The organism is Streptomyces sp. NPDC055099 (assembly GCF_053607685.1).
The window spans coordinates 178,517-201,537 of record NZ_JBSGUA010000004.1 but is presented as its reverse complement, the minus strand read 5'-3'; the positions used below and the strand labels follow the sequence as shown (position 1 = coordinate 201,537).

Genomic DNA, 23,021 nt, shown 5'->3' with positions numbered 1-23,021 from the left:
GCCGGGCCGTCCGCTTCAGGGTGTGGGCCGGTCGATCCGGTAGAGGTGGTGGGCGCGGTCGTCGAGGGGGTTGTCCGGTTTCAGTGACACCTCGGCGATCCGCCGCAGACCCGCCTTCTCCAGGGCGCGCCGGGAGGCGCGGTTGCCCACGTGCACGGGGACGAGTACCGCGGTGGCCTCGGGGTGGTCGCTCCAGGTGGCCTCGACGACCGCCCGGATCATGCGCGTGCCGAGGCCCCGGCCGACGTACGAGGGCTCCCCGATCAGGTAGTCGATGCTCATGGCGCGTTCGGGGATCTCCGCCTGGCCGGCCAACTCCTCCCCGTACTCGGGGTAGTCGGCGAAGCGGGAGCGCTGGACGAGGCCGAACGGTTCGCCGTCCAGCAGCATGAGCAGATCCTCGGACGGCTCCTCGCCACGCGCCGCCGGGCCGAAGTCGCGCGCCACTGCCTCGGGCGATGTCTCGTGGTTCCACCAGCGTGCGACGAACGGCTGCTCCAGCCACCGCCGCAGCAGAGGGAAGTCCGCTTCGTCGAGCCGACGCCAGCTGATGATTTGCTTGCCATCCACCGTCTGCCTCCCGCCTCCTGCCTCTCGCCTCTCGCATTCTGTCGTGCTGTGGCCTCAACCTCCGTACGTTGCCTCGGAGTCGTCGAGCACCGCGGCGAAGTCCGCTGCGAGCCGGGCCGCGTCCGGCACGTCGAGCGTGGCCGTGGTGATCCGTACGGCGGTGGGCGTGGCGATGCGGAAGCGTGAGCCCGCGGCCACCCACCACCCTTGTGAACGCAGGCCGTTGACCACGGCGGACTCGTCCCGCACCGGCACCCACACGTTCATCCCGCTCGCTCCACGCGCCGCGATCCCGTGCCGCGCGAGCTCGGCGATCAGCGCCTCGCGCCGCTCGGTGTAGGCCCGTTCGGCCCGCTCGATCAGCTTTCGTGCGGCGGGATCGGGCATCGTGCGCTCGACCGTCTCCTGCAGCAGATGGCTGACCCACCCCGAAGTGAGCAGCATCCGGCCCTCGTGCCGGGCCAGCGTGGTCGCGTCGCACGCGAGTGCCGCCCACCGCAGGTCGACGCCCAGATGCTTGGACACGGTCCGTACCTGCGCCCAGCGCTCAAGGCCGCCGGAGGCCAGTGTGTACGAGGGTGCGCCCGCGATCTCCGCGTTGTGGTCGTCCTCGATGACCAGGATGTCCGGGAAGCCGCCGAGCGCTTCGAGCAGGGCGTCGCGTCGTGTCTCCGAGAAGGAGCCGCCCATCGGGTTCTGCCCGCGAGGGCTGCACACCACCGCCCTGGCCCCGGCCCGCAGTGCGACGGTCAACGCGTCCGGCCTGATGCCCTCGTCGTCCACCGCGACCGGCAGCATGCGCAGGCCCAACGCCGGTACGAGATCGAGGAGATGGTGGAAGCCCGGGTCCTCCACGGCCACCGCGTCGCCGGGCTTCAACTCCGTGGAGAGCAGCCGCGCCATGCAGTCCAGTGCCCCGTGCGCGAAGGTCACCCGGCTGTCGGGGACTCCGTCGCGGGCGAACCACTCGCGGGACAGTTCCTCAAGGCGCGTACGGCGTGGCGAGCCGCGGTGTGAACCGAGGACGGGGACCACCCGCTCGGGCGGCAGCAGCACGGGCATCAGTGCCGGGTCCGGATGTCCGCCCGCCAGATCACACACCCCGTGCGGCACTCTCGGGGGCCGGCGCGCGCCGACCGCGGGCGCCTGCGCGATCACCGTCCCGCCACGTCCCCGCGTCACCACGATCCCGCGCTGCCGGAGCTCCTTGTAGGCCGTCGCCACCGTCCCCGCGCTGACCCCGAGGTCATCGGCCAGTCTCCGTACCGGAGGAAGGGCGTCGCCGGGGCCCAACCCGCCTTCGGCCACGGCCTGTTCGACCGACGAGGTAATGCCCTTGGCGGTCGTACCCTTGATCGCATATTGTGCTGCCACGTAAACAAGTATGTATCAGTACAAAAGAAGGCGTCAAGCGGGAAGTCGCGCGGGAAGTCGGGGCCAAGTGGGAAAACAAGGGGGAGTGGTGGGCATCAGCCGTCGGCGGGCCGCGCTGTACGCACGCATACCAGGGGGTCTCGACGGCCGCCGCATGCTCTGGATCGCCCTGATCAACAAGGTGGGAACCGGACTCTGGATGGGGGCGGCAGCCCTCTACTTCACCTTGGTCACCGGGCTCTCCGTCGCCGAGGTCGGCGTGCTCATGGGGGTCTCGGGCGCCGTCGGCATCGCGGGTGCGCCGCTCGCGGGTCACCTCGCCGACCGGTTCCCCGTCACCCGCGTCATCATCGGCGCCCAACTCCAACAGGCCATCGCCCTGGCGGCGTTGCTGACGACGGACAACTTCTCCCTGCTCCTGCTCTACTCGTCCGTGAACAGCCTCGCCGACCGCGGGGCCAACGTCCTCACCAAGCTGTACGCCGCCCGCATCGCGGGCCCCGAGCGCACCAAGTACCAGGCCGTCCAGCGCACCGTGTCCAACGCGGGCTGGGCCATCGGCGGCCTTGCCGGTGCGCTCGCCCTCGCCGTCGGCACGGACCACGCCTACCAGGCCCTGCTCATCGGCAACGTGCTCAGCTTCGGCGTCGCCGCCCTCCTTACCCTGCGGTGCGCGGAGCCGCCCTCCCCCTCCCGGGTGGTCACCGGTTCCACGGCGTCCGAGCGTCACGCTCCGCCGTCCAACCCATGGCGCGACCGCCCCTATCTGCTCTTCACCGCCACCGAGGCGGCGCTCTTCCTGGACGACGCCGTGCTCCAGGTCGGCATGCCCTTGTGGATCGTGCACGCCACGGACGCCCCGCACGGCCTCGCGCCGCTGCTCATGGTCCTCAACTGCGTGCTCGTCGTCTGCTGCCAGGTCCCGCTGTCCCGCTTCGGGAGCACACCGGACGCGGCCCGCGCACTCCTCGTACCGCTGGCCGCCTGCTTCGTCGTCGGCTGCGCCGCGATGACCGCGTCGGTGGCGGGCGGCACCTGGCAGGCCGTCACCGCCCTGGTGGCCGCGGCGATCGCCTTCACCTTCGCGGAGATACTGCACGCCATCGCGTCCTGGGAACTCTCCATCGCGCTCGCCCCCGATGACGCCCAGGGCGCCTACCTCGGCGTGCACGGCCTCTCCTCGTCGGCCCAGCGCAGCGGGGGACCGCTCCTGGTCACGGCGGTGATCGCCGCAGGCCCCCTTGCCTGGCCGCTGCTCGGCGCGGGTGTGATCGCGACCGTCGCGGCGCAGAGTCACCTCGTACGCAAGAGGCTGGTCCGTGCGAGCGGTCCGGTGGACGCGCCCGGCGCCGTGAGTGAGCGTGGCCGGCGGCTCACGCCGTGAGCCGGCACCGCGCACGCGGACGCCCCGCCCGCCACGGTCGCGTGGCGGGCGGGGCGTCGAGTGGTTCTCGCCCGTGTGCGCGAGCTCAGCGGCCGATGCGGATGCGGTGCGCCTGGTCCTGGCCCTCGGGGCCGGTGCCGGACTTGTCGACCACGAACGCCGTACCGCCCGTCACCTGCACGTGGTTGGGGTTGGCGCCGGTGGCCAGGGTCTCGACGACGGCGCCCTTGGCGGGGTCGACGACGGTGACGTTGCCGGGGGTCCGGTTGGCGACCAGGACCTTGCCCGAACGCCGGTCGGTGGCGACGGACAGGGCGCCCGCGCCGGTCGGCACGGACTTCGTCACGGTGCCCTTTTTGAGGTCGACGACCGAGAGGCCGCCCGCGGCCTGGTTCGCGGTGTAGGCGGTCCGGCCGTTCTTGGAGAGCGCGACGGAGATCGGGCCGTCGCCGACCGGGATGAGGCGCGGGCTCTCGCCCTTCGGGGTGACCTCGATGATCCGGTCGCCGTTGAGGTCGGCGGCGTAGAGGGCGCCGGTGCGCGCGTTCAGGGCGAGGCCGGTCGGGCCTGCCCCCTCGACCGTGACGCGCTTCTTCTCCTTGAGGGTGCGGGTGTCGAAGGCGACGAGGGTGCCGTCGCCGAAGCTGCTCGCCCAGGCCGTGTTGTGCTTGGTGTCCACGACGACCTCGCGGGCGTGGTTCACGCCGGGCAGCGAGGTGAGGTGCTTGCCGGTGCGCTGGTCGTAGACGGCGACGGAGTTGTCGCGGGTGTTCGTCGTCCAGACGGTGTTGTGCTCGTCGTCGACGGCGATTCCGTAGACGGCCTCGACGGCGCCGGTCGTGGCGTTGGTGACCGGAGGCGTGTAACTGGCCTTCACCTTCAGGGTGCGCGGGTCGACCTTCAGCAGGCTGGAGTTGGTGACGGGCGGCCGGCCCACCGCGGCGGTGGCCCACAGCACGTTGTTCCGCTCGGAGTACGCGGACTGGTAGAGCCCCTTCACGAGCGGCGCGGACTCGACGGTCGAGCCGGACGCTTTGCCGGAGGCCTGGCCGGGCTGCGCTGAGGCGGTACCGGTCAGCGCCAGCGCACTGCCGGCGGCGAGGGCCACGGCGACTGCGGCGGTACGGCGGATGCGGCAGGTGAGTGAGGACATGCTGCGTCAATCTCCTTGACTGAGGCGCCTCCAGGAGAGGCGATCACTCGATAACTTAGCTTAGGCTTGCCTAAGTTGCACATCGTGCACCGTGTGGCGCCCGCCACATCAGCCCCTCCGTCCCCTAAGGGTGAGGAGGGGTAAACCCCCACCCCCGTCGGCCAGTTGGCAGGATGTGACGGCCGGTCGTGATCGGCGAGGCTCTTCCCCATGACACAGATCAAGCGCAACGCAGCCCTGCTCGCCGCCTCGGCCGCCGCCCTCAGCCTCACCGCCCCACTGGCCGCGACAGCCGCCACGGCCTCGACCCCCGCCGCCCCCAGCACTACCTCCGTCGCCGAACCCCTGGACTGGAAGCCGTGCGAGGGCAGCCGCATCGACCCCCGCCAGGAGTGCGCCACCGTCGAGGTCCCGATGGACTACGCCGACCCCACGGGCAGACAGATCGGCATCGCCGTCTCCCGCATCCCCAGCGAGAACCCCGAGGCACGCCGCGGCGCCCTGTTCCTGATCCCGGGCGGGCCCGGCGGCCTCGGCCTCGACACCCCTTCGGGGAAAGGCCAGAAGCTGCCGCAAGCGGTCCGCGACACGTACGACCTGATCGGCTTCGACCCCCGCGGTCTCGGCCACTCGACGCCGGTCAGCTGCGGTTTCGAGCACACCGACCTCGCCACGTCGAGACTGCGGCCCTGGCCCGCCGCCGACGGCTCCATCAGCGAGAACATGGCCACCGCGCAGCGGATGTCGGACGCCTGCGCGCGCAACGGCGGCGACCTCATCCGCCACATCAGCACCGCCAACGAGGCGCGTGACATCGACCGCGTCCGGGCGGCGCTCGGCGAGCGGAAGATCTCCGCGTGGGGCGTCTCCTACGGCACCTACGTCGGGGCGGTCTACAGCCAGCTCTTCCCGCACCGCACCGACCGCGTCGTCCTGGACAGCAACGACGACCCCGACCCCACGCGTGTCTCCCGCGCCTGGGTCGCCGGGCACGAGCAGGGAGTCGAGGACACCTTCCCCGAGTTCGCCAAGTGGGCCTCGGCGCCCGGCAATCCGAACCGCCTGGCCCGGACCGCGGCCGACGTGCGCCCGCTCTTCCTGCGCCTGGCCGCCGACCTCGACCGTGAGCCGATCCCGTGGCCCGGCGCCAACCCCGAAGAGCTCAACGGCAACGTCCTGCGCCAGACCCTGCTGAACACGCTCTACGACCCCGACGGCTTCCCCGCCCTTGCCGAACTGATCCTGGCCGCACGGAAGGGCACGGTCCCGCCCGCGCCGCAGGCTCCGCCGGAGGCCATGATGCAGAACGCCGTCGCGGTGGGTTCCGCCGTCCTGTGCAACGACGTCGAGTGGCCCAGGGCGGCGGCCGCGTACGAGAAGAGGGTCGTCGAGAGCCGGGCCAAGTACCCCCTGACGGCGGGGATGCCACGCAACGCGATGCCGTGCGCCGCCTGGCCCTACAAGCCGAAGGAGGCACCCGTGCGGATCACCTCAAGTGGCCCGTCCAACATCCTCCTCGTCCAGAACGAGCGCGACCCGGCGACCCCGCTCAGCGGCGCCCTCAAGCTCCGCACGGCTTTGGGCAAGCGCGCCGTCATGGTCACGGTCGACTCGACCGGCCACGACGCCTATCTCGCCAACGGCAACGAGTGCGGCGACCGGACCGTCTCCCACTACCTGGCGACGGGGGAGCGGCCCGGGCGGGACACCTACTGCGAGTGAGACGGGGAACTAGGGCAGCGGCGCGCCCCGGGCCGTGGTCCACAGGGCGTACCACTCCTCGTGGGTGAGGTCGGGTTCGCGGTGCACGGCGTCGCGGCAGGCCAGGATGCGGTCCGGGCGGCTGGTGCCGATGACGGGGGCGATCTGTGCCGGGTGCCGTTGCAGCCACCACAGGAGGATCGTCTCCGGGGTCGTCCCCTTGCGTGCGGCGAGGTCGGTGACGAGCCGTGCGGTCGGGGTCTCGCCGCCGCCGGTGAAGCGGCCCCGGGCGAGGGCTCCCCAGGCCTGCAACTGGATGCCGTTGGCGGTGCAGTACTCGATTGTTCCGTGCGGGAAGCCGCTGTCGGCCGCGGCCGGGGTGTTGACCAGCACCCCGGCCTCCACCCAGTCACGGCACTCCAGGCTCATCTCCAGTTGGTTGGCGACCAGCGGTACGTCCAGGTGCGCGCGCAGGTGCGCGATCTGCGCGGCGCTCATGTTCGACACGCCGAACCGGCGCACCAGGCCCTGCCCGTGCAGCGAGGCCAGCGCCTTCGCGATCTCCTCCGGTCCGGTCAGCGGGTCGGGGCGGTGCAGGAGCAGTACGTCGATCACGTCGGTGCGCAGCCTGGTGAGGCTCTCCTCGACCCGCTGGACGAGGGTCGGCCCGCGCAGGTCGTACAGACCGGGCCGGTCGCCGTCGGCCAGGCGGATGCCGCACTTGGTCTGCAGGACGATGCGCTCGCGCAGCCCGGGCGCCCTGGCGAGCACCTCCCCGAACACCGCCTCCGACTTGCCGTGCCGGTAGATGTCGGCCTGGTCGAACACCGTGATGCCGGCCTCCAGCGCGGCGGCCACGGCGGCCTCGGCCGTGGCGATGTCCTCGGCGGCGTACGGCGTGGTGTCCCAGGAGCCGCCGAGTCCCATGCATCCGTACAGCACACGACCGGTGCGCACGTCGGTCCGTGATGCCATGTCTCTTCCTCCGTGTCGCTGCGTGGTGGACTCGGCCATCCTCGCTCAGGCCCGCGGTGGTTCGGCGGGCGGTCCGCCCGGCGACTCGGCGGCCAGGGACAGGAGTTGTTCCCTGGTGATGACGTCGGTGCCGGTGGCCGGGACGGTGCAGGCGTACGCCCCGGCGATCGCGCCGTAGCGGGCGCACCGCAGGGGGGACTCGCCGGCCAGGCGGCCGAAGAGGTAGGCCGAGGCGAAGGCGTCACCGGCGCCGTTGGAGTCCACCACGGGCGCCGGGGGCGTGACGGGCGGCACGCGGGACAGCTCTCCGTCGACGAGGAGGTGCGCTCCCTCGGCACCGGCCGTCGCGACGACCGCCTCGGCCCGGCCCCGCGCGGCGATCTGGCGCATGGTCTGCTCCGGGTCGCTCAGGGCGGTGGCCGAGAGGAAGACGATGTCGGCCTCGTGGGCGAAGGCCTCGTGGTACGGCTCGGTGCCATCCCAGTTGTGCAGGTCGGTCGAGATGCTCACCCCGGCCGCGCGCAGCGTGGGCAGGGCGAAGGCGCAGGGATGCGTGATCGAGACGTGGGCGTGCCGGCTCACCGCGGCAAGGGCTTCGACCGTCGCCGTGGGCAGCCGGTCGGTGTCCTGTGCGCGGCTGTTGTCGTACAGGGAGAGGCGCCGCCCGTCGGGGCCGACCAGGTTCACCGCGCGTTTGGTGCCGCCGCGTGAGAGCACTTCGGTGAAGGGGATGGCGCGTTCGCGGTGCAGCGCGCGGACCAGGTCGCCCTCGTGGTCGTCGCCGATGAGGTCGATGTGATGGGTGCGCAGGCCCAGCGCCCGCACGCCCATCGCGACGAAGTCACCGGTCTGCCCGGCGCGCATGTCGATCGCGGGCACCATGTAACTGTCGGCGTAGGGGAGCGGCAGCTCGGGGACGTAGACGATCGAGTCCACTCCGGCGCCGCCGAGCACCAGGACGTCGATCTCGGTGTCAGTGGGCACGGGTGCTCCTGCTCGTCAGTGCTCGACTGGGCTCGACCGGGCTCGTCAGTGCTGGTCCGAGGGCCGGTCCGGCCGGCCGGACGCCGTCGAGCCGCGGACCACGAGCTCCGGCATGAAGAGGAACTCGCTGTGCGGGGCGGGGGTCCCGCCGATCTCCTCCAGGAGCGTCCGCACGGAGGCCTGTCCCATCGCCTGGACCGGCTGGCGGATGGTGGTCAGCGGAGGGTCGGTGAACGCGATGAGCGGCGAGTCGTCGTAGCCGACCACCGAGATGTCGCGCGGCACCTGAAGGTCCCGTTCCCGCGCCGCCCGGACGGCGCCGAGCGCCATCATGTCGCTGGCGCACACGATCGCGGTGCAGCCACGGCCGATCAGCGTGCCTGCCGCGGCCTGGCCGCCCTCCAGGGTGTAGAGGGAGTGCTCGATCAACTGCTCGGAGTCCGCGGGTGACATCCCGAGGCGTTCGCGCATGCCGATCTGGAAGCCCTCGATCTTGCGCAGGACGGGCACGAAACGCTTGGGTCCCACCGCGAGCCCGATGCGGGTGTGACCCAGTGAGGCGAGGTGTGTGACGGCGAGCCGGGCCGCGGCGCGGTCGTCCGTGGAGACGAAGGGGCCCTGCACCTTGGGGGAGAAGCCGTTGACGAGGACGAAGGGCACGCCTTTGCCGCGCAGTACTTCGTAGCGCTCCATGTCGGCGGTGGTGTCGGCGTGCAGACCGGAGACGAAGATGATCCCGGAGACGCCGCGGTCCACCAGCATGTCGGTGAGCTCGTCCTCGGTGGAGCCGCCGGGCGTCTGGGTGGCCAGGACGGGTGTGTAGCCCTGGCGGGTCAGGGCCTGGGCGATGACCTGGGCGAGGGCGGGGAAGATCGGGTTGTCCAGCTCGGGCGTGATCAGGCCGATCAGGCCGGCGCTGCTGCGCTGCCGCAGCCGTGAGGGACGTTCGAAGCCGAGCATGTCCAGGGCGGCCAGGACGGATTCGCGGGTCGCCGCCGCCACACCGGGCTTGCCGTTGAGGACGCGGCTGACGGTGGCTTCGCTCACCCCCGCCTGCGCTGCGATGTCGACGAGCCGTGCGGTCATGCGGGGACTGTACCGGTGATCGGTCGTCTTGCACACCGGTTGTGAAAGCTTGCAGAAAGTTCCTGTCATGCAAGGACCTTGCGGGACATCTGGGGGCAAGCAGGGGCGACCAGTGCCACCTCAGGGGCTTGTCAAGCGCGGCAAGAGCAACCGTAAGGACACACGGCGGTAACGATCAGCAGCCCTTGCAGAAATTTCTCGCAAGGTCTTTCGGGCGCTTTTCAATCCTGTTACGTTCCCTGGCAACCCGGCGCCGCGTCGAGTGCGGCTCGTAGGAGGCAGCTCTGTTGGGGGTTCGCCTCCCCTTGTTCCGGGATCAGTTGAAGGAGTTCACATGCGGCGTGGCATAGCGGCCACCGCACTGGTCGCGACCCTGGCCCTGACAGTGGCAGCGTGCGGTGGCGATGACGGTGACAGCGGCAACAAGGGTTCGGGCAAGCTGTCCGGAACCGTCACTTTCTGGGACACCTCGAACGACGCCGAGAAGGGGACCTACGAGAAGCTCGCCAAGGGCTTCGAGAAGCTCCACCCGGGCGTCAAGGTCAACTATGTGAGCGTCGCGTTCGGCGAGGCCAACGCCAAGTTCAAGAACGCCGCGGGCGGCAACTCCGGCGCCCCCGACGTGATGCGCACCGAGGTCGCCTGGGTCGCGGACTTCGCCAACCTCGGCTACCTCGCCCCGCTGGAGGGCACCCCCGCCCTCGACAAGGCGGACGACTACCTTCCGCAGGCCGCGGCCAGCACCAAGTTCAAGGGCAAGACCTACGCCGCCCCGCAGACGATCGACACCCTGGCGCTCTTCTACAACAAGAAGATGCTCAAGGAAGCCGGCGTCGAGGTACCCAAGACCTTCGACGAGGTGAAGTCCGCCGCCAAGAAGATCAAGTCGAAGTCCGGCAAGACCGGCCTCTACCTGCGCGGCGACGACCCGTACTACTACCTCCCGTACCTCTACGGCGAGGGCGGCGACCTCCTCGACACCAAGAGCAAGAAGATCACCGTCGACGACCCCGAGGGCGCCGCGGCCTTCAAGGTCATGAAGGACCTGGTCGACTCCAAGGCCGCCACCACCGACGCGAGCGACGGCTACAACAACCAGCTCAACGCCTTCAAGGACGGCGACGTCGCGATGGCACTGGACGGCCCCTGGTCGATCGAGGGTGCCATGCAGGGCAAGGAGTTCAAGGGCGACAAGGACAACCTCGGCATCGCCCCGGTGCCCGGCGGCAGCGACCGCCAGGCCTCCCCGCAGGGCGGCTGGAACCTCGCGGCCTACGCGGGCTCCAAGAACCTCGACGCGAGCTACGAGTTCATCAAGTACATGAGCTCGGCCAAGGTGCAGCAGCAGACCACCGAGAAGCTGAGCCTGCTGCCCACCCGCACCTCGGTGTACGACGTGAAGTCCGTCAAGGACAACCAGATGGTGCAGTTCTTCAAGCCGGCCGTGGACAAGTCCGTCGAGCGGCCGTGGATCCCGCAGGCCAACGCCCTGTTCGAGCCGATCCGGCTGCAGATGGAGAAGGTGCTCAGCGGCAAGACCTCGCCCGAGAACGGCGCGAAGGGTGTCGGCGACGCCTACCGCAAGCTGCTGAAGGACTACAAGTAAATGGCTGTTGACAGCAGCCGGTCTCTGGCCAAGGCCGCGGACGCCCCCGGCGCCCGCGGCCGCGGCCGGCGGACCGGCGACACCGGCAACACCGGCAAGACGCCGGGGCGGCTGCGCAGGTCGCTCTCCACCCACTGGTACGCCTGGAGCATGGTCGCCCCCGTGGTGGCCGTCATCGGCGTGATCATCGGATACCCGCTGGTGCGGGGCCTGTACCTGTCGACGACCGACGCCAACGAGGCGAACGTCGAGCGCACCATCGGCATGAACCACATCCCGGCGACCTACCAGTCCGTCGGCCTGGACAACTACACCGCGGTCCTCCAGGACGGCGTGTTCTGGGACCGGCTGACCTGGACCATCGTCTGGACCGTCTCCTGCGTCGCGATCTCCTTCGGGCTCGGCCTGGTCCTCGCGAACATGCTCAACCGCAAGCTGGCGGGGCGCTCCCTCTACCGGATGGCGCTGATCCTGCCCTGGGCGGTGCCGGCCTTCGTCTCCGTCTTCACCTGGCGGCTGCTGTTCAACGAGAAGAACGGCCTCCTCAACAAGATCCTCGCCGGTGGCGGCATCGACGCGATCCCGTGGCTCAACGACCCCACCTGGGCCAAGCTCTCGGTGATCACGGTCAACGTCTGGCTCGGCGTCCCGTTCATGCTGGTCGCCATGCTCGGCGGCCTCCAGTCCATCCCCGGCGAGCTCTACGAGGCCGCGGAGATGGACGGCGCGAACGCCTGGCAGCGCTTCCGGCACATCACCCTGCCGGGCCTGCGGACCGTCAGCAGCACCGTGATCCTGATCAGCGGCATCTGGACCTTCAACATGTTCCCGGTGATCTTCCTCCTCACCCGGGGCGGTCCGGGAGACGCCACCGAGATCCTGGTGACGTACGCCTACCGGCTCTCGTTCGTCGTGAGTCCGCGCGACTTCGCGGGATCCGCGGCCTGGGGCGTCATCATTCTGCTGCTCCTTTCGCTCTTCGCGGTCGTCTACCGCCGCGCGCTCCGCAAGCAGGGAGAAGTGTGGTGACCACCATGACCGACCCGAAGACCCCGTCGTCCTCCTCCGCCTCGTCCGCCGCGTCGGCGCGTCGGCCCAAGAAGGTCAGGGAGCGCGGCGAACGCGGGCCGCTGGCCTCGGTCGCGCTCCACGTGGGCCTGCTCGTCGCCTCCGCCACCGCGGTGCTCCCGCCGCTGTGGCTGCTCATCACCTCGTTCAAGCCGACCAGCGAGGCGTTCTCCACCGACCTGGTCAAGGACTTCACGTTCCGCAACTACGACCACGTCGTCAACGACACCGAGTTCCTGAACTGGCTCGCCAACTCCCTGCTCGTCGTGGGCCTCACCACGGTGATCGGCGTCTTCATCTCGGCGACCACCGGCTACGCCGTCAGCCGCTTCAAGTTCCCCGGCATGCGGCCGCTGATGTGGCTCCTGCTGATCACCCAGATGTTCCCCGTCGCGGTGCTCATCGTGCCGCTCTACAACCTCCTGGCGAGCCTGGGCCTGCTCAACCAGCCCGTCGGCCTCGTCGTCACCTATCTGACGATCGCCGTGCCCTTCTGCGCCTGGATGATGAAGGGGTACTTCGACACCATCCCGGTGGAGATCGACGAAGCCGGCCGGGTCGACGGACTCAACCCGTTCGGCACGTTCTGGCGGCTCATCGTGCCGCTGGCCAAGCCCGGTCTGGCCGTCACCGGCTTCTACAGCTTCATCACCGGCTGGGCCGAAGTCGCCTATGCCTCCGCCTTCATGACCGGCGAGGAGAACCTCACCCTGGCGGGCGGCCTGCAGACCTTCGTCAACCAGTACACCAGCGACTGGGGTTCGTTGACGGCCTCGGCCGTGATCGTCGCCGTGCCCGCCGCGGTGATCTTCGGCTTCGTCCAGCGCCACCTCGTCTCCGGTCTCACGGCCGGCGCCACGAAGTCCTGACACGAAGTCCTCCTACGGCACACACCCCCCTCGCACTCGACCTCTCGATCTCAGGGAAGACATGACCCAGCATCTCGCTGCCCCTGCGGCCCCCGCCTCCGGCACCCACACGGACTGGTGGCGTGGCGCGGTGATCTACCAGGTCTACCCGCGCAGCTTCGCCGACGGCAACGGTGACGGAATGGGTGACCTCGACGGCATCCGTGCCCGCCTGCCCTACCTCAGGGACCTCGGCGTCGACGCCGTCTGGCTCAGCCCCTTCTACTCCTCGCCGCAGGCCGACGCCGGTTACGACGTCGCCGACTACCGCGCGATCGACCCGATGTTCGGCAGCCTCCTGGACGCCGACGCCCTGCTGCGGGACGCCCACGGCCTGGGCCTGCGCGTCATCGTCGACCTGGTGCCCAACCACTCGTCCGACCGGCACGACTGGTTCCGGCGGGCCCTGAGCGAGGGCCCCGGTTCCCCGCTGCGCGAGCGCTACCACTTCCGGCCGGGCAAGGGCGAGAACGGTGAGCTCCCGCCCAACGACTGGGAGTCCGTCTTCGGCGGCCCCGCCTGGACGCGGACGCCGGACGGCGAGTGGTACCTCCACCTCTTCGCCCCCGAGCAGCCCGACTTCAACTGGGAACACCCCGCCGTCCACGACGAGTTCCGCTCGATCCTGCGCTTCTGGCTCGACATGGGCGTCGACGGCTTCCGTGTGGACGTCGCCCACGGCCTGGTCAAGGCCGCGGGGCTGCCGGACATCGGCCGCAGCGACCAGCTCAAGCTGCTGGGCAACGATGTCATGCCGTTCTTCGACCAGGACGGCGTGCACGAGATCTACCGCAGCTGGCGCAAGGTTCTCACCGAGTACGCGGGCGAGCGCATTCTCGTCGCCGAGGCGTGGACCCCCACCGTCGAGCGCGCCGCCGCCTACGTCCGCCCGGACGAGATGCACCAGGCCTTCAACTTCCAGTACCTGGGCACCCACTGGGACGCCGCGGAGCTGCGCGAGGTCATCGACGTGTCGCTGGCCGCGATGCGCCCCGTCGGCGCCCCGGCCACCTGGGTCCTCTCCAACCACGACGTCACCCGCCACGCCACGCGGTTCGCCAACCCGCCGGGGCTCGGCACGCAGTTGAGCACCGCGGGGGACCGCGAGCTCGGCCTGCGCCGTGCGCGCGCGGCCTCGCTCCTGATGCTGGCGCTGCCTGGTTCGGCGTACGTCTACCAGGGCGAGGAACTGGGCCTCCCGGATGTCACCGAGCTGCCGGACGAGGTGCGCCAGGACCCCTCCTTCCACCGCGCGAACGGCCAGGACGGGTTCCGCGACGGCTGCCGGGTGCCCATCCCGTGGACCACCGACGGCTCCAGTTACGGGTTCGGCGCGGGCGGCAGCTGGCTGCCGCAGCCCGAGGGATGGGGCGAGCTCAGCGTCGAGGCGCAGACCGGCGACCCCGCCTCCACCCTGGAGCTGTACCGCAGGGCGCTCGCCGTGCGCCGGGAGCTGCCGGGGCTCGGCGCCGGCGACTCGCTGGAGTGGCTGGAGGCCCCCGAGGGCGTTCTCGCCTTCCGGCGCGAGGACTTCGTGTGCACGGCCAACACCACCGGTGAAGCGGTGCGGATTCCGGCTCCCGGCCGGATCCTGCTGTCCAACGCCGAGGTGGAGACGGCGGACGGCAAGGTCGAACTGCCCGCCGACACCACCGTCTGGTGGGCGGTGTGACCCTTTCCCCGCCGCGGGACGCCGACCGGGGCGTCCCGCGGCTCGCGGACATCGCGGCCCAGTCCGGTGTCAGCGAGGCCACCGCGAGCCGGGTGCTCAACGGCAGGCCGGGGGTGGCCGCCGGCACCCGGCGCCGGGTGCTCGCCGCCCTGGACGTCCTTGGCTACGAGCGGCCGATGCGGCTCAAGCGGCACAGCGCCGGTCTGATCGGTCTGGTCATCCCCGAGCTCAGCAACCCGATCTTCCCCGCCTTCGCGCAGGTCGTCGAGCAGGTCCTGTCCGGGCACGGCTACACGCCGATGCTGTGCACCCAGATGCCGGACGGGGCCAGCGAGGACGAGCTGGTCGAACAGCTCGAGGAGCGCCGGGTCAGTGGCATCGTCTTCCTGTCGGGGCTGCACGCCGACACCACGGCCGACCCCACCCGGTACCTCGAACTGCACGCCCGCGGTGTGCCGTTCGTCCTGATCAACGGCTACAACGAGCACATCCCGGTGTCCTTCGTCTCGCCCGACGACCGCGCGGCCGCGCGGATGGCGGTGCGTCATCTCGTCGACCTGGGCCACCGGCGGATCGGGCTCGCCATCGGCCCGACCCGCTACGTCCCCTCGCTGCGCAAGGCGGAGGGGTTCACGGCGGCGCTGCACGCGCTGCTCGGCCTGGAGGAGGGGGAGGCCGAACAGCTCGTGCAGCGCACGCTGTTCACGGTCGAGGGCGGGCACGCGGCGGCCAGCGTCCTCCTTGACCAGGGGTGCACGGCGATCGTCTGCGGCAGCGACATGATGGCGCTCGGGGCCGTCCGGGCGGCGCGTGAGCGCGGCCTGTCGGTGCCCGACGACGTCTCCGTCGTCGGCTTCGACGACTCGCCCCTGATCGCCTTCACGGACCCGCCGCTCACCACGGTGCGCCAGCCGGTGCAGGCGATGGCGAGCGCCGCGGTGGGCGCGCTGCTTGAGGAACTGCACGGCAACCCCGTACAGCACACGGAGTTCGTCTTCCAGCCCGAGCTCGTGGTGCGGGGCTCGACGGCTCAGGTGCGGCGCTGAGAGGGAGGCCCCCGGTGCCGGCCCCGGTCGGGGCAGCGGGGTGATGACGTGGCGCCGGGGCCTCTCCGTCCCACGACTCCGGTCCGGACGGCCGGGCGCGTGGGGCCCGTTGCCGGGTCCCCCGGCCGTCCGGACCGGAGTCGTGGTTGAACGTAGCACCGTCGCAATGTCTTGCGAAAGGTTTTGCGGGGCGTGAACTCCCGGGATCACGCATCTGACGCCAGAGTGTGCGTCGAGGGTTGACCGGGGTTCTTGAGGGTCGTACGGTCTCGACCGAAAACGGCGTTGAAATGTTTCTGCAACATCCTTCAACGGCCTTACGGGCACGGCGCGTTGCCGGACAAGGTCACACCTCACTCAGGCAAAGGTCACACCTCACTCATGCAGGAGGCCCTCATGGCTGGCCAGAAGTCCAGAGCCCGCAGACCCGCCCATAGACCCGCCCGCAGGCCCCTCGCCGCCGCTCTCGCCCTGGTCGCGGGAGTGGCGGGCAGCATCGTCGCCGGAGCCCCGCAGGCGCAGGCCGCACCGCCCGGCGGCAAGGACGTCACCGCCGTGCTCTTCGAGTGGAAATTCAGCTCGGTGGCCAAGGCGTGCACCCAGCGGCTCGGCCCCGACGGCTACGGCTACGTCCAGGTGTCCCCGCCCCAGGAACGCATCCAGGGTGAGGCGTGGTGGGCGGCCTACCAGCCCGTCAGCTACAAGATCGGCACCAGGCTCGGCGACCGGGCCGCGTTCAAGAACATGGTCGACACCTGCCATAACGCCGGGGTCAAGGTCGTCGCCGACGCGGTGATCAACCACATGACGAACGCCAACGGAACCGGCTCGGCGGGATCGTCCTTCACCAAGTACGACTACCCGGGCACGTACTCGGGCGCCGACATGGACAACTGCCGCTCGAACATCAGCAACTACCAGGACCGCTGGAACGTCCAGAACTGCGAACTGGGCGGCCTCGCCGACCTCGACACCGGCGAGGACTACGTACGGGGGCGGGTCGCGGCCTACCTGAACGACCTGCTGTCCCTGGGCGTCGACGGCTTCCGGGTCGACGCGGCCAAGCACATACCCGTGGACGACCTGAAGAACATCAAGTCGCGGCTCAGCAACCCCGACGTCCACCTCAAGCAGGAGACGATCTACGGGGCAGGTGAGGCGGTCTCCCCGAGTGAGTACACCGCCACCGGTGACGCCCAGGAGTTCCGCTACGGCTGGGACCTGAAGCGGGTCTTCAACAACGAGAAGCTCGCCTATCTGAAGAACTTCGGCGAGGGCTGGGGCTACCTGCCCGGCGGCTCGGCCGCCGTCTTCGTCGCCAACCACGACACCGAACGCCACGGCCAGACCCTCAGCTACAAGGACGGCGCCAACTACACCCTCGCGCACGTCTTCATGCTGGCCTTTCCCTACGGCGCACCGGACGTCCACTCCGGCTACGAGTTCAGCAGCAACGACGCCGGATCGCCCAACGGCGGCCAGGTGAAGGCCTGTTACAGCGACGGCTGGAAATGCCAGCACGCCTGGCCCGAGATCAAGAACATGGTCAAGTTCCGCAACACCGCCCGCGGGACCGGCATGACCAACTGGTGGGACAACGGCAACGACGCCATCGCGTTCGGCCGCGGAGACAAGGCCTACGTGGTCATCAACCACGAGGGCTCCTCGGTCGACCGGACCTTCCAGACGTCGCTCGCCGCGGGCAGCTACTGCGACATCCAGAGCGGCAGGAGCGTCACCGTCAACGGCTCGGGCCAGTTCACGGCCACCGTCGCGCCGAACACCGCGCTCGCGCTGCACACCGGGGCCAAGAGCTGCTGAGCGCCGCACCGCGCGGCTGACCGGCCTGCTGCACGGGCCGCCCGGCATTCGCTTCCCCGCCCGCCGGGCGGCCCACCCCCGACGCGGGGCTCCGCCCCGGACCCCGCTCCTCAACGCCGGAGGGGCTGATATTCGCCCCCGGCGCGCTCACCTCCCGCACCCCGTAACGCACAAGGAGAAGTTCCCCTTGACCGGCTCCCCCCGCCGCACCCTCGTCACCACGGCCCTCGCCCTGCTCGCCGCGGTCGCACCCCTGACACCCTCGGCCGTCGCGGCACCCCGGGCACCGGCCGCCGCCGACGCCCCCGCCGCGCTCGACCTGTCCGCCTCCCGGGCCCAGTGGATCGACGAGAACACACTCGCCTGGGAGGTCCAGGGCGAGGCCGCCGCACAGGAGCTGGTGTACTCCCGCGACGGCCGGCTCACCGTGAAGGACGGCGAACTCGCGGGCGAGGGGCGGCGCATCCGCCTCACCCCGGCCGAGGGCGGCCTCACCGACGCCCAGCGCAAGAAGTTCCCGCACCTGAAGAGCTACGCCGCCTTCACCGTCGACCCGCGCGACCGCGACCGCGTCCGCCACGCCCTCACCGGCCAGCTCATCGCCACCCGCACCAGCGCCGACGGCACCCTGCTCACCGCGACCGGCGTCCAGACACAGGGCATCCTCGACGACCTCTACGGCGCCACCGCCACCAAGGCCGCTCTCGGCCCGCGGTTCCACGACGGGCGCACCACCCTCGCCCTGTGGGCCCCCACCGCCCAGTCCGTGAGCCTGGAACTCGACGGCAAGCGCGTGCCGATGCGCCGCGACGACGCCAGCGGCGTGTGGTCCGTCTCCGGCGCCAAGAGCTGGACGGGCAAGCAGTACCGGTACGTGGTGAAGGTGTGGGCGCCCAGCGTCCAGAAGGTCGTCACCAACAAGGTCACCGACCCCTACTCCACGGCGCTCACGGCCGACTCGCGACGCAGCATCGCCGTCGACCTCGACGACCCGAAGCTCGCCCCCAAGGGCTGGGAGCAGCTGAGGAAGCCGAAGGCGACCCCGCTGCGCGACGCGCAGATCCAGGAGCTGCACGTCCGTGACTTCTCCGTCGAGGACCGCACGGCGCGCCACCCGGGCAAGTACCTGGCCTTCACCGACACCAAGTCCGACGGCATGAAGCACCTGCGCAAGCTGGCCGAGGCAGGCACCTCCTACGTCCATCTGCTGCCCGCCTTCGACATCGGTACCATCCCCGAGCGCGCGGCCGACCAGGCCACGCCCGACTGCGACCTGCCGGCCCTCGCCCCGGACTCCGACGAGCAGCAGGCCTGCGTGAGCAAGACCGCGGGCAAGGACGCCTACAACTGGGGCTACGACCCGCTGCACTACACGGTGCCGGAGGGCAGCTACGCGAGCGACCCCGACGGGACCCGGCGCACGGTCGAGTTCCGGCAGATGGTCCAGGGCCTCAACGGCTCCGGCCTGCGGACCGTGATGGACGTCGTCTACAACCACACCGTGGCGAGCGGCCAGGCCGACAAGTCGGTCCTCGACAAGATCGTGCCGGGTTACTACCAGCGGCTGATGGCGGACGGCACGGTCGCCACCTCCACCTGCTGTGCCAACACCGCGCCTGAGAACGCCATGATGGGCAAGCTCGTCGTCGACTCGCTGGTCACCTGGGCCAAGGAGTACAAGGTCGACGGCTTCCGCTTCGACCTGATGGGCCACCACCCCAAGGCGAACATCCTGGCCGTACGCAAGGCCCTTGACGCACTGACCCTCAAGAAGGACGGCGTCGACGGGAAGAAGATCGTCCTCTACGGAGAGGGCTGGAACTTCGGCGAGATCGCCGACGACGCCCGCTTCGTGCAGGCCACCCAGAAGAACATGGCGGGCACGGGCATCGCCACCTTCTCCGACCGCGGCCGCGACGCGCTGCGCGGCGGTGGCCCCTTCGACGAGGACCCCGGCGTCCAGGGCTTCGCCAGCGGCCTGTTCACCGACCCCAACGCCTCCAAGGCGAACGGCACCCCCGCCGAGCAGAAGGCCCGCCTCCTGCACTACCAGGACCTGATCAAGGTGGCCCTCACCGGCAACCTGTCCGCGTACACCTTCACGGACTCCTCCGGCCGCCGGGTCAAGGGCTCCGAGGTCGACTACAACGGCGCACCGGCCGGGTACGCGGCCGCTCCGGGCGACGCCCTGTCCTACTCCGACGCGCACGACAACGAATCCCTCTACGACGCCCTCGCCTTCAAGCTGCCCGCGGACACCACGGCCGCCGAGCGCTCCCGTATGCAGGTGCTCGCGATGGCGACCTCGACCCTGGCCCAGGGCCCTTCCCTGTCCCAGGCCGGCAGCGACCTGCTGCGCTCGAAGTCCCTGGACCGCAACTCCTACGACAGCGGCGACTGGTTCAACGCCCTGCACTGGGACTGCGAGGACGGCAACGGCTTCGGACGCGGCCTGCCCCCGGCCGCCGACAACAAGGACAAGTGGGCGTACGGAAAGCCCCTGCTGACGTCTCCGGACCTGACTCCGGGGTGTGCCGAGATCAACGGAACCTCGGCCGCCTATCAGGACCTGGTGAAGCTGCGCGCGACCGAGCCCGCCTTCTCCCTGGCCACGGCGGACCAGGTCCAGTCCCGGCTCTCGTTCCCGCTCTCGGGCACATCCGCCGAGACCCCCGGCGTCATCACCATGGAGCTCGGGAACCTCGTGGTCGTCTTCAACGCGACCCCGCAGGCACAGGAGCAGCGGGTGACGGGCCTCAAGGGCACCGCGTACGGGCTGCACCCCATCCAGGCGCGGGGCGGCGACGCGGTGGTCAAGTCGTCGTCGTACGAGCGTGGTTCGGGAACGTTCCGTGCCCCCGCCCGCACGGTCGCCGTCTTCGAGCGGGGCTGAACCAAGGCCTTGACACGGTAATCCACTGACCGCCCCCTAGGACGCAGGCACGAGCCGGTAGGAATCACCGTCGGCGATCACGTGGCCTGCTGTGGGGGGCGGGAAGTGGCTGCCCAGCAGGAGAGTCGAGGTCCCGGAGAGTTCGCTGAGGAGCTGGTGGCGGGTCCGGGCCGCCGCCGCGGGGTCGATGTCCACGCAGCTGCCCAGGTCGGGGTGGATCAACTGGACGGGGTGGTGGATGCAGTCACCGGTGATGAGCGCGCTCTCGCCGCGGCTGCGCAGTTCCACCGCCACCTGGCCCGGTGTGTGGCCCGGGGTGGGGCGCAGGCGCACACCCTGGGCGATGTCCGTGCCCCCGGAGGGGACGTCGACGAGGTCGAGCAGGCCGGCCTCCTTGATGGGGTGCACGGAGTCCCGGAACATCTGACGTCGGGGCTCGTCCATGTCGGCGCGGGCCCAGTGGTCCCACTCGGTTCGGGTCGTGAGGTAGCGGGCGTTGGGGAAGGTGGGCACCCAACTGGCGCCGTCGGAGCGGGTGTTCCAGCCGACGTGGTCGGTGTGCAGATGGGTGAGGACGACGAGATCCACCGTTTCGGGGGCGAAGCCGGCCTGCGTCAGGCGCGCGAGGTAGTCGCTGTTCAGGTTGTCCCACGCGGGGTTGGCCCGCTGCTTGCCGTTGCCGATGCCGGTGTCCACGAGGACGCGCAGCCCGTTGGCCTCGACCGCGAAGCTGTGGCTCGCCAGCCGCAGGACGCGTTGTTCGTCCACGAAGTCCGGTCGCAGCCAGGGGGATCGGGCGACGATCTCCGGGGTTGCTCCCGGCAGCAGCCACGGGCCCGTCTGTGGGGGGAGGTGTACTTCGTCGACGCGCTGGACGGTGAGGTCTCCCACGGTCCAGGCCGGGGCGCTGGGGGAGGGGGTGGAGGTGGCGTGGTGTGCGGCGGTGGTGGTGGCCATGCGGTGTTCCTTAAGTCTGCCGGGTGGCGGCGCGCTGCCGAAACTAAAAGCAACGCGTTTGCGTTAATGCAGCGTAGGTCCTATCGTCGCGTTAAAGCAAACAGTTAGCTTTTGCGTTTCGCCGGGGTCGAGCCGTCGCCCCAGCCCCGCGCCACGAGTGTCGAGAGGCCGCACATGAACACCGCCACAAGCACCGCCGAACTCACCCCCCAGGAGGCCGCCCGGGGCGCCCTCCGAGCGGGACTGCCACTGGGAAGCGACCGTCACGAGGTGGTGGCGTCGACCGCCACGTATATCCAGTCCGTCATCGCCACGCTGCGCGAACTGGACTTCGGCGACACGCCGCCCGCGATCTCCTACTCGGCAGGGCAGGAGGGCACCGATGCGGCCGTATGAGCTGTCCCTGGCGGACGCCGCCCGCGCCATCGCCGCGGGAGAGCTCTCCCCGGTGGAGCTCACCGAGTCCGTCCTCGATCGCATCGGGGCCGTGGAGGAACGCCTCCAGGCGTACGTCACCGTCGCGGCGGACTCCGCCCGGGCGGCAGCGGCCCGAGCCGAGCGCGAGATCGCCCGGGGGAAGTCGCGCGGTCCGCTGCACGGAATACCCATGGGCCTGAAAGACCTGATCGACGCCAAAGGTGTTCCCACCACCGCGAGTTCACGCGTCAGGACGGGCCACGTCGCCGCACACGACAGCGCTGTCGCCGCGCGGCTGTCCGAGGCCGGCGCGGTATTGCTGGGAAAGACCCACACCCACGAGTTCGCCTACGGACTGACCACCCCGCAGACCAGCAACGCCTGGGACCACGGCCGCGTCGCGGGCGGATCGAGCGGGGGCTCGGCCGTCGCCGTCGCGGCGGGGGAGGCCACCTTCGCGCTGGGCACCGACACCGGCGGATCGATCCGCGTGCCCGCGGCACTGAACGGCGTGGTCGGCCTCAAGCCGACGTACGACCTGATCTCCCGTCAGGGAGTGACCTCCCTGTCCTGGTCCCTGGACCACGTGGGCCCCCTCACCCGCACGGTGCGGGACGCGGCGCTCGTGCTCGACGCCCTGACGGGGCAGGACCGGTACGACCCCGCCGCCACGGGACCCAAGGCCTCCCCGGAGGGTGACCTGACGGGGCTGCGGGTGGGAGTCCCCCGCAACTACTACTTCGAGCGGATCAGCCCGGAAGTCGAGGAAAGCGTGCGCCGGGCCATCGGGCAGCTCCGGGAGCTCGGGGCCGAACTCGTCGAGGTCGAGATCCCCCTGGCGCGCTACATCCAGGCCACCCAGTGGGGTCTGATGGTCCCCGAGGCGACCGCGAACCACGAGCGGACGCTGCGCGCAGTGCCCGATCTGTACACGGCGGAGGTCCGCGTGCTCCTGGAGGCGGGCGAATTCGTCTCCGCCGGTGACTACCTCAGGGCCCAGCGCGCGCGGACGCTGATGCGCGATGCCTGGACGCGGATGCTCGGCCGCGTCGACGTGATCGCGGCTCCGGCGGTGCCGATGACGGCCGCCAAGGCCGGTCAGGAGAGCGTGGAATGGGCGGACGGCACGGTCGAGGCCGTCTCCGACGCCTACGTCCGGCTCTCCGCGCCCGCCAACATCACGGGGCTGCCGGCGCTGACCCTGCCCGTCGGCCAGGACCGCGCAGGGCTGCCGATCGGCATGCAGCTGATGGGGCGTCCGCACGACGAGGCGACCATACTGCGGGTCGGGCACGCCTACGAGATCGCTGACTTGGGTGCCGCCACCGGCGTCGGGGCGGGGCGGCTGGCCCCCGTCGCGGCGTGACCAGTGACCCATGACCCTAGCTAGAAGCAACGAATTCGCG

The 23,021-nt window shown here is 70.5% G+C and carries 17 protein-coding genes and 1 pseudogene; 11 read left to right on the top strand and 7 right to left on the bottom strand.

Going from position 1 to position 23,021, the window contains the following annotated elements; all coding sequences use genetic code 11:
- Positions 1 to 15: 15 nt before the first annotated feature.
- Positions 16 to 555: a GNAT family N-acetyltransferase gene (locus ACWFRU_RS12330; RefSeq protein ID WP_453686778.1), complete on the bottom strand. Its 540-nt coding sequence runs from the start codon at positions 553 to 555 to the stop codon at positions 16 to 18.
- A gap of 69 nt (positions 556 to 624) precedes the next feature.
- On the bottom strand, positions 625 to 1,944 hold the full coding sequence (locus ACWFRU_RS12325; RefSeq protein ID WP_453686068.1) for an aminotransferase class I/II-fold pyridoxal phosphate-dependent enzyme: 1,320 nt from the start codon (positions 1,942 to 1,944) through the stop codon (positions 625 to 627).
- An 88-nt stretch (positions 1,945 to 2,032) separates the two neighbouring features.
- Between ACWFRU_RS12325 and ACWFRU_RS12320 the strand changes: the two genes are divergently transcribed.
- Positions 2,033 to 3,328 carry an MFS transporter gene (locus tag ACWFRU_RS12320; RefSeq protein WP_453686067.1) on the top strand — a complete coding sequence of 432 codons (1,296 nt, stop codon included), beginning with the start codon at positions 2,033 to 2,035 and terminating at the stop codon, positions 3,326 to 3,328.
- A gap of 85 nt (positions 3,329 to 3,413) precedes the next feature.
- Here ACWFRU_RS12320 and ACWFRU_RS12315 read toward each other — a convergent pair whose 3' ends face one another.
- Positions 3,414 to 4,481: a YncE family protein gene (locus ACWFRU_RS12315; protein ID WP_453686066.1), complete on the bottom strand. Its 1,068-nt coding sequence runs from the start codon at positions 4,479 to 4,481 to the stop codon at positions 3,414 to 3,416.
- A gap of 210 nt (positions 4,482 to 4,691) precedes the next feature.
- Between ACWFRU_RS12315 and ACWFRU_RS12310 the strand changes: the two genes are divergently transcribed.
- Entirely contained in the window at positions 4,692 to 6,203 is a 1,512-nt protein-coding gene (locus ACWFRU_RS12310; RefSeq protein WP_453686065.1) for an alpha/beta hydrolase, read from the top strand.
- A gap of 9 nt (positions 6,204 to 6,212) precedes the next feature.
- Here ACWFRU_RS12310 and ACWFRU_RS12305 read toward each other — a convergent pair whose 3' ends face one another.
- The 3 genes from ACWFRU_RS12305 to ACWFRU_RS12295 are packed head-to-tail and all read right to left on the bottom strand — an operon-like array spanning position 6,213 to position 9,227.
- The gene (locus tag ACWFRU_RS12305; RefSeq protein ID WP_453686064.1) at positions 6,213 to 7,157 is read right to left on the bottom strand and encodes an aldo/keto reductase; all 945 of its coding nucleotides are present in this window, start codon (positions 7,155 to 7,157) and stop codon (positions 6,213 to 6,215) included.
- Positions 7,158 to 7,202: 45 nt separating this feature from the next.
- Complete coding sequence (locus tag ACWFRU_RS12300) at positions 7,203 to 8,141, bottom strand: adenosine kinase (RefSeq protein WP_453686063.1); 939 nt, start codon at positions 8,139 to 8,141, stop codon at positions 7,203 to 7,205.
- 45 nt (positions 8,142 to 8,186) lie between these two features.
- A complete protein-coding gene (locus ACWFRU_RS12295; RefSeq protein ID WP_453686062.1) occupies positions 8,187 to 9,227 on the bottom strand; it encodes a LacI family DNA-binding transcriptional regulator in 1,041 nt (346 codons plus the stop codon).
- Between the two features lie 334 nt (positions 9,228 to 9,561).
- Between ACWFRU_RS12295 and ACWFRU_RS12290 the strand changes: the two genes are divergently transcribed.
- The 7 genes and pseudogenes from ACWFRU_RS12290 to pulA all read left to right on the top strand — a co-directional run bounded on the left by ACWFRU_RS12290 (position 9,562) and on the right by pulA (position 20,241).
- Entirely contained in the window at positions 9,562 to 10,833 is a 1,272-nt protein-coding gene (locus ACWFRU_RS12290) for an extracellular solute-binding protein (protein WP_453686061.1), read from the top strand.
- Positions 10,834 to 11,862 carry a carbohydrate ABC transporter permease gene (locus tag ACWFRU_RS12285; RefSeq protein WP_453686060.1) on the top strand — a complete coding sequence of 343 codons (1,029 nt, stop codon included), beginning with the start codon at positions 10,834 to 10,836 and terminating at the stop codon, positions 11,860 to 11,862. It begins immediately after the preceding gene.
- Between the two features lie 5 nt (positions 11,863 to 11,867).
- The gene (locus ACWFRU_RS12280) at positions 11,868 to 12,770 is read left to right on the top strand and encodes a sugar ABC transporter permease (RefSeq protein WP_453686776.1); all 903 of its coding nucleotides are present in this window, start codon (positions 11,868 to 11,870) and stop codon (positions 12,768 to 12,770) included.
- 61 nt (positions 12,771 to 12,831) lie between these two features.
- Positions 12,832 to 14,481: a glycoside hydrolase family 13 protein gene (locus ACWFRU_RS12275; protein WP_453686059.1), complete on the top strand. Its 1,650-nt coding sequence runs from the start codon at positions 12,832 to 12,834 to the stop codon at positions 14,479 to 14,481.
- Positions 14,469 to 15,527: a LacI family DNA-binding transcriptional regulator gene (locus tag ACWFRU_RS12270; protein WP_453686058.1), complete on the top strand. Its 1,059-nt coding sequence runs from the start codon at positions 14,469 to 14,471 to the stop codon at positions 15,525 to 15,527. The genes ACWFRU_RS12275 and ACWFRU_RS12270 overlap by 13 nt, the downstream gene beginning before the upstream one ends.
- A 396-nt stretch (positions 15,528 to 15,923) precedes the next feature.
- Positions 15,924 to 17,345, top strand: a pseudogene (locus ACWFRU_RS12265) (alpha-amylase); the annotation flags it as partial.
- 190 nt (positions 17,346 to 17,535) lie between these two features.
- The gene (gene pulA / locus ACWFRU_RS12260; RefSeq protein WP_453686057.1) at positions 17,536 to 20,241 is read left to right on the top strand and encodes a pullulanase-type alpha-1,6-glucosidase; all 2,706 of its coding nucleotides are present in this window, start codon (positions 17,536 to 17,538) and stop codon (positions 20,239 to 20,241) included.
- A gap of 36 nt (positions 20,242 to 20,277) precedes the next feature.
- Here pulA and ACWFRU_RS12255 read toward each other — a convergent pair whose 3' ends face one another.
- On the bottom strand, positions 20,278 to 21,198 hold the full coding sequence (locus tag ACWFRU_RS12255; protein WP_453686056.1) for an MBL fold metallo-hydrolase: 921 nt from the start codon (positions 21,196 to 21,198) through the stop codon (positions 20,278 to 20,280).
- A gap of 174 nt (positions 21,199 to 21,372) precedes the next feature.
- Here ACWFRU_RS12255 and ACWFRU_RS12250 point away from each other — a divergent pair, with 174 nt between their 5' ends.
- Together ACWFRU_RS12250 and ACWFRU_RS12245 are read left to right on the top strand one after the other, a co-directional pair.
- The gene (locus tag ACWFRU_RS12250) at positions 21,373 to 21,594 is read left to right on the top strand and encodes a hypothetical protein (protein WP_453686055.1); all 222 of its coding nucleotides are present in this window, start codon (positions 21,373 to 21,375) and stop codon (positions 21,592 to 21,594) included.
- Positions 21,581 to 22,981, top strand: a complete 1,401-nt coding sequence (locus tag ACWFRU_RS12245; RefSeq protein WP_453686054.1) for an amidase — start codon at positions 21,581 to 21,583, stop codon at positions 22,979 to 22,981. The genes ACWFRU_RS12250 and ACWFRU_RS12245 overlap by 14 nt, the downstream gene beginning before the upstream one ends.
- Positions 22,982 to 23,021 lie beyond the last annotated feature (40 nt).

Bases quoted from the DNA above. Each gene is read 5' to 3' on its own strand.
- ACWFRU_RS12290 (WP_453686061.1), top strand. From the start codon at position 9,562: ATGCGGCGTGGCATAGCGGCCACCGCACTGGTCGCGACCCTGGCCCTG.
- ACWFRU_RS12285 (WP_453686060.1), top strand. From the start codon at position 10,834: ATGGCTGTTGACAGCAGCCGGTCTCTGGCCAAGGCCGCGGACGCCCCC.
- ACWFRU_RS12305 (WP_453686064.1), bottom strand. From the start codon at position 7,157: ATGGCATCACGGACCGACGTGCGCACCGGTCGTGTGCTGTACGGATGC.
- ACWFRU_RS12315 (WP_453686066.1), bottom strand. From the start codon at position 4,481: ATGTCCTCACTCACCTGCCGCATCCGCCGTACCGCCGCAGTCGCCGTG.
- ACWFRU_RS12280 (WP_453686776.1), top strand. From the start codon at position 11,868: ATGACCGACCCGAAGACCCCGTCGTCCTCCTCCGCCTCGTCCGCCGCG.
- ACWFRU_RS12295 (WP_453686062.1), bottom strand. From the start codon at position 9,227: ATGACCGCACGGCTCGTCGACATCGCAGCGCAGGCGGGGGTGAGCGAA.
- ACWFRU_RS12275 (WP_453686059.1), top strand. From the start codon at position 12,832: ATGACCCAGCATCTCGCTGCCCCTGCGGCCCCCGCCTCCGGCACCCAC.
- ACWFRU_RS12245 (WP_453686054.1), top strand. From the start codon at position 21,581: ATGCGGCCGTATGAGCTGTCCCTGGCGGACGCCGCCCGCGCCATCGCC.
- ACWFRU_RS12250 (WP_453686055.1), top strand. From the start codon at position 21,373: ATGAACACCGCCACAAGCACCGCCGAACTCACCCCCCAGGAGGCCGCC.
- ACWFRU_RS12310 (WP_453686065.1), top strand. From the start codon at position 4,692: ATGACACAGATCAAGCGCAACGCAGCCCTGCTCGCCGCCTCGGCCGCC.
- ACWFRU_RS12255 (WP_453686056.1), bottom strand. From the start codon at position 21,198: ATGGCCACCACCACCGCCGCACACCACGCCACCTCCACCCCCTCCCCC.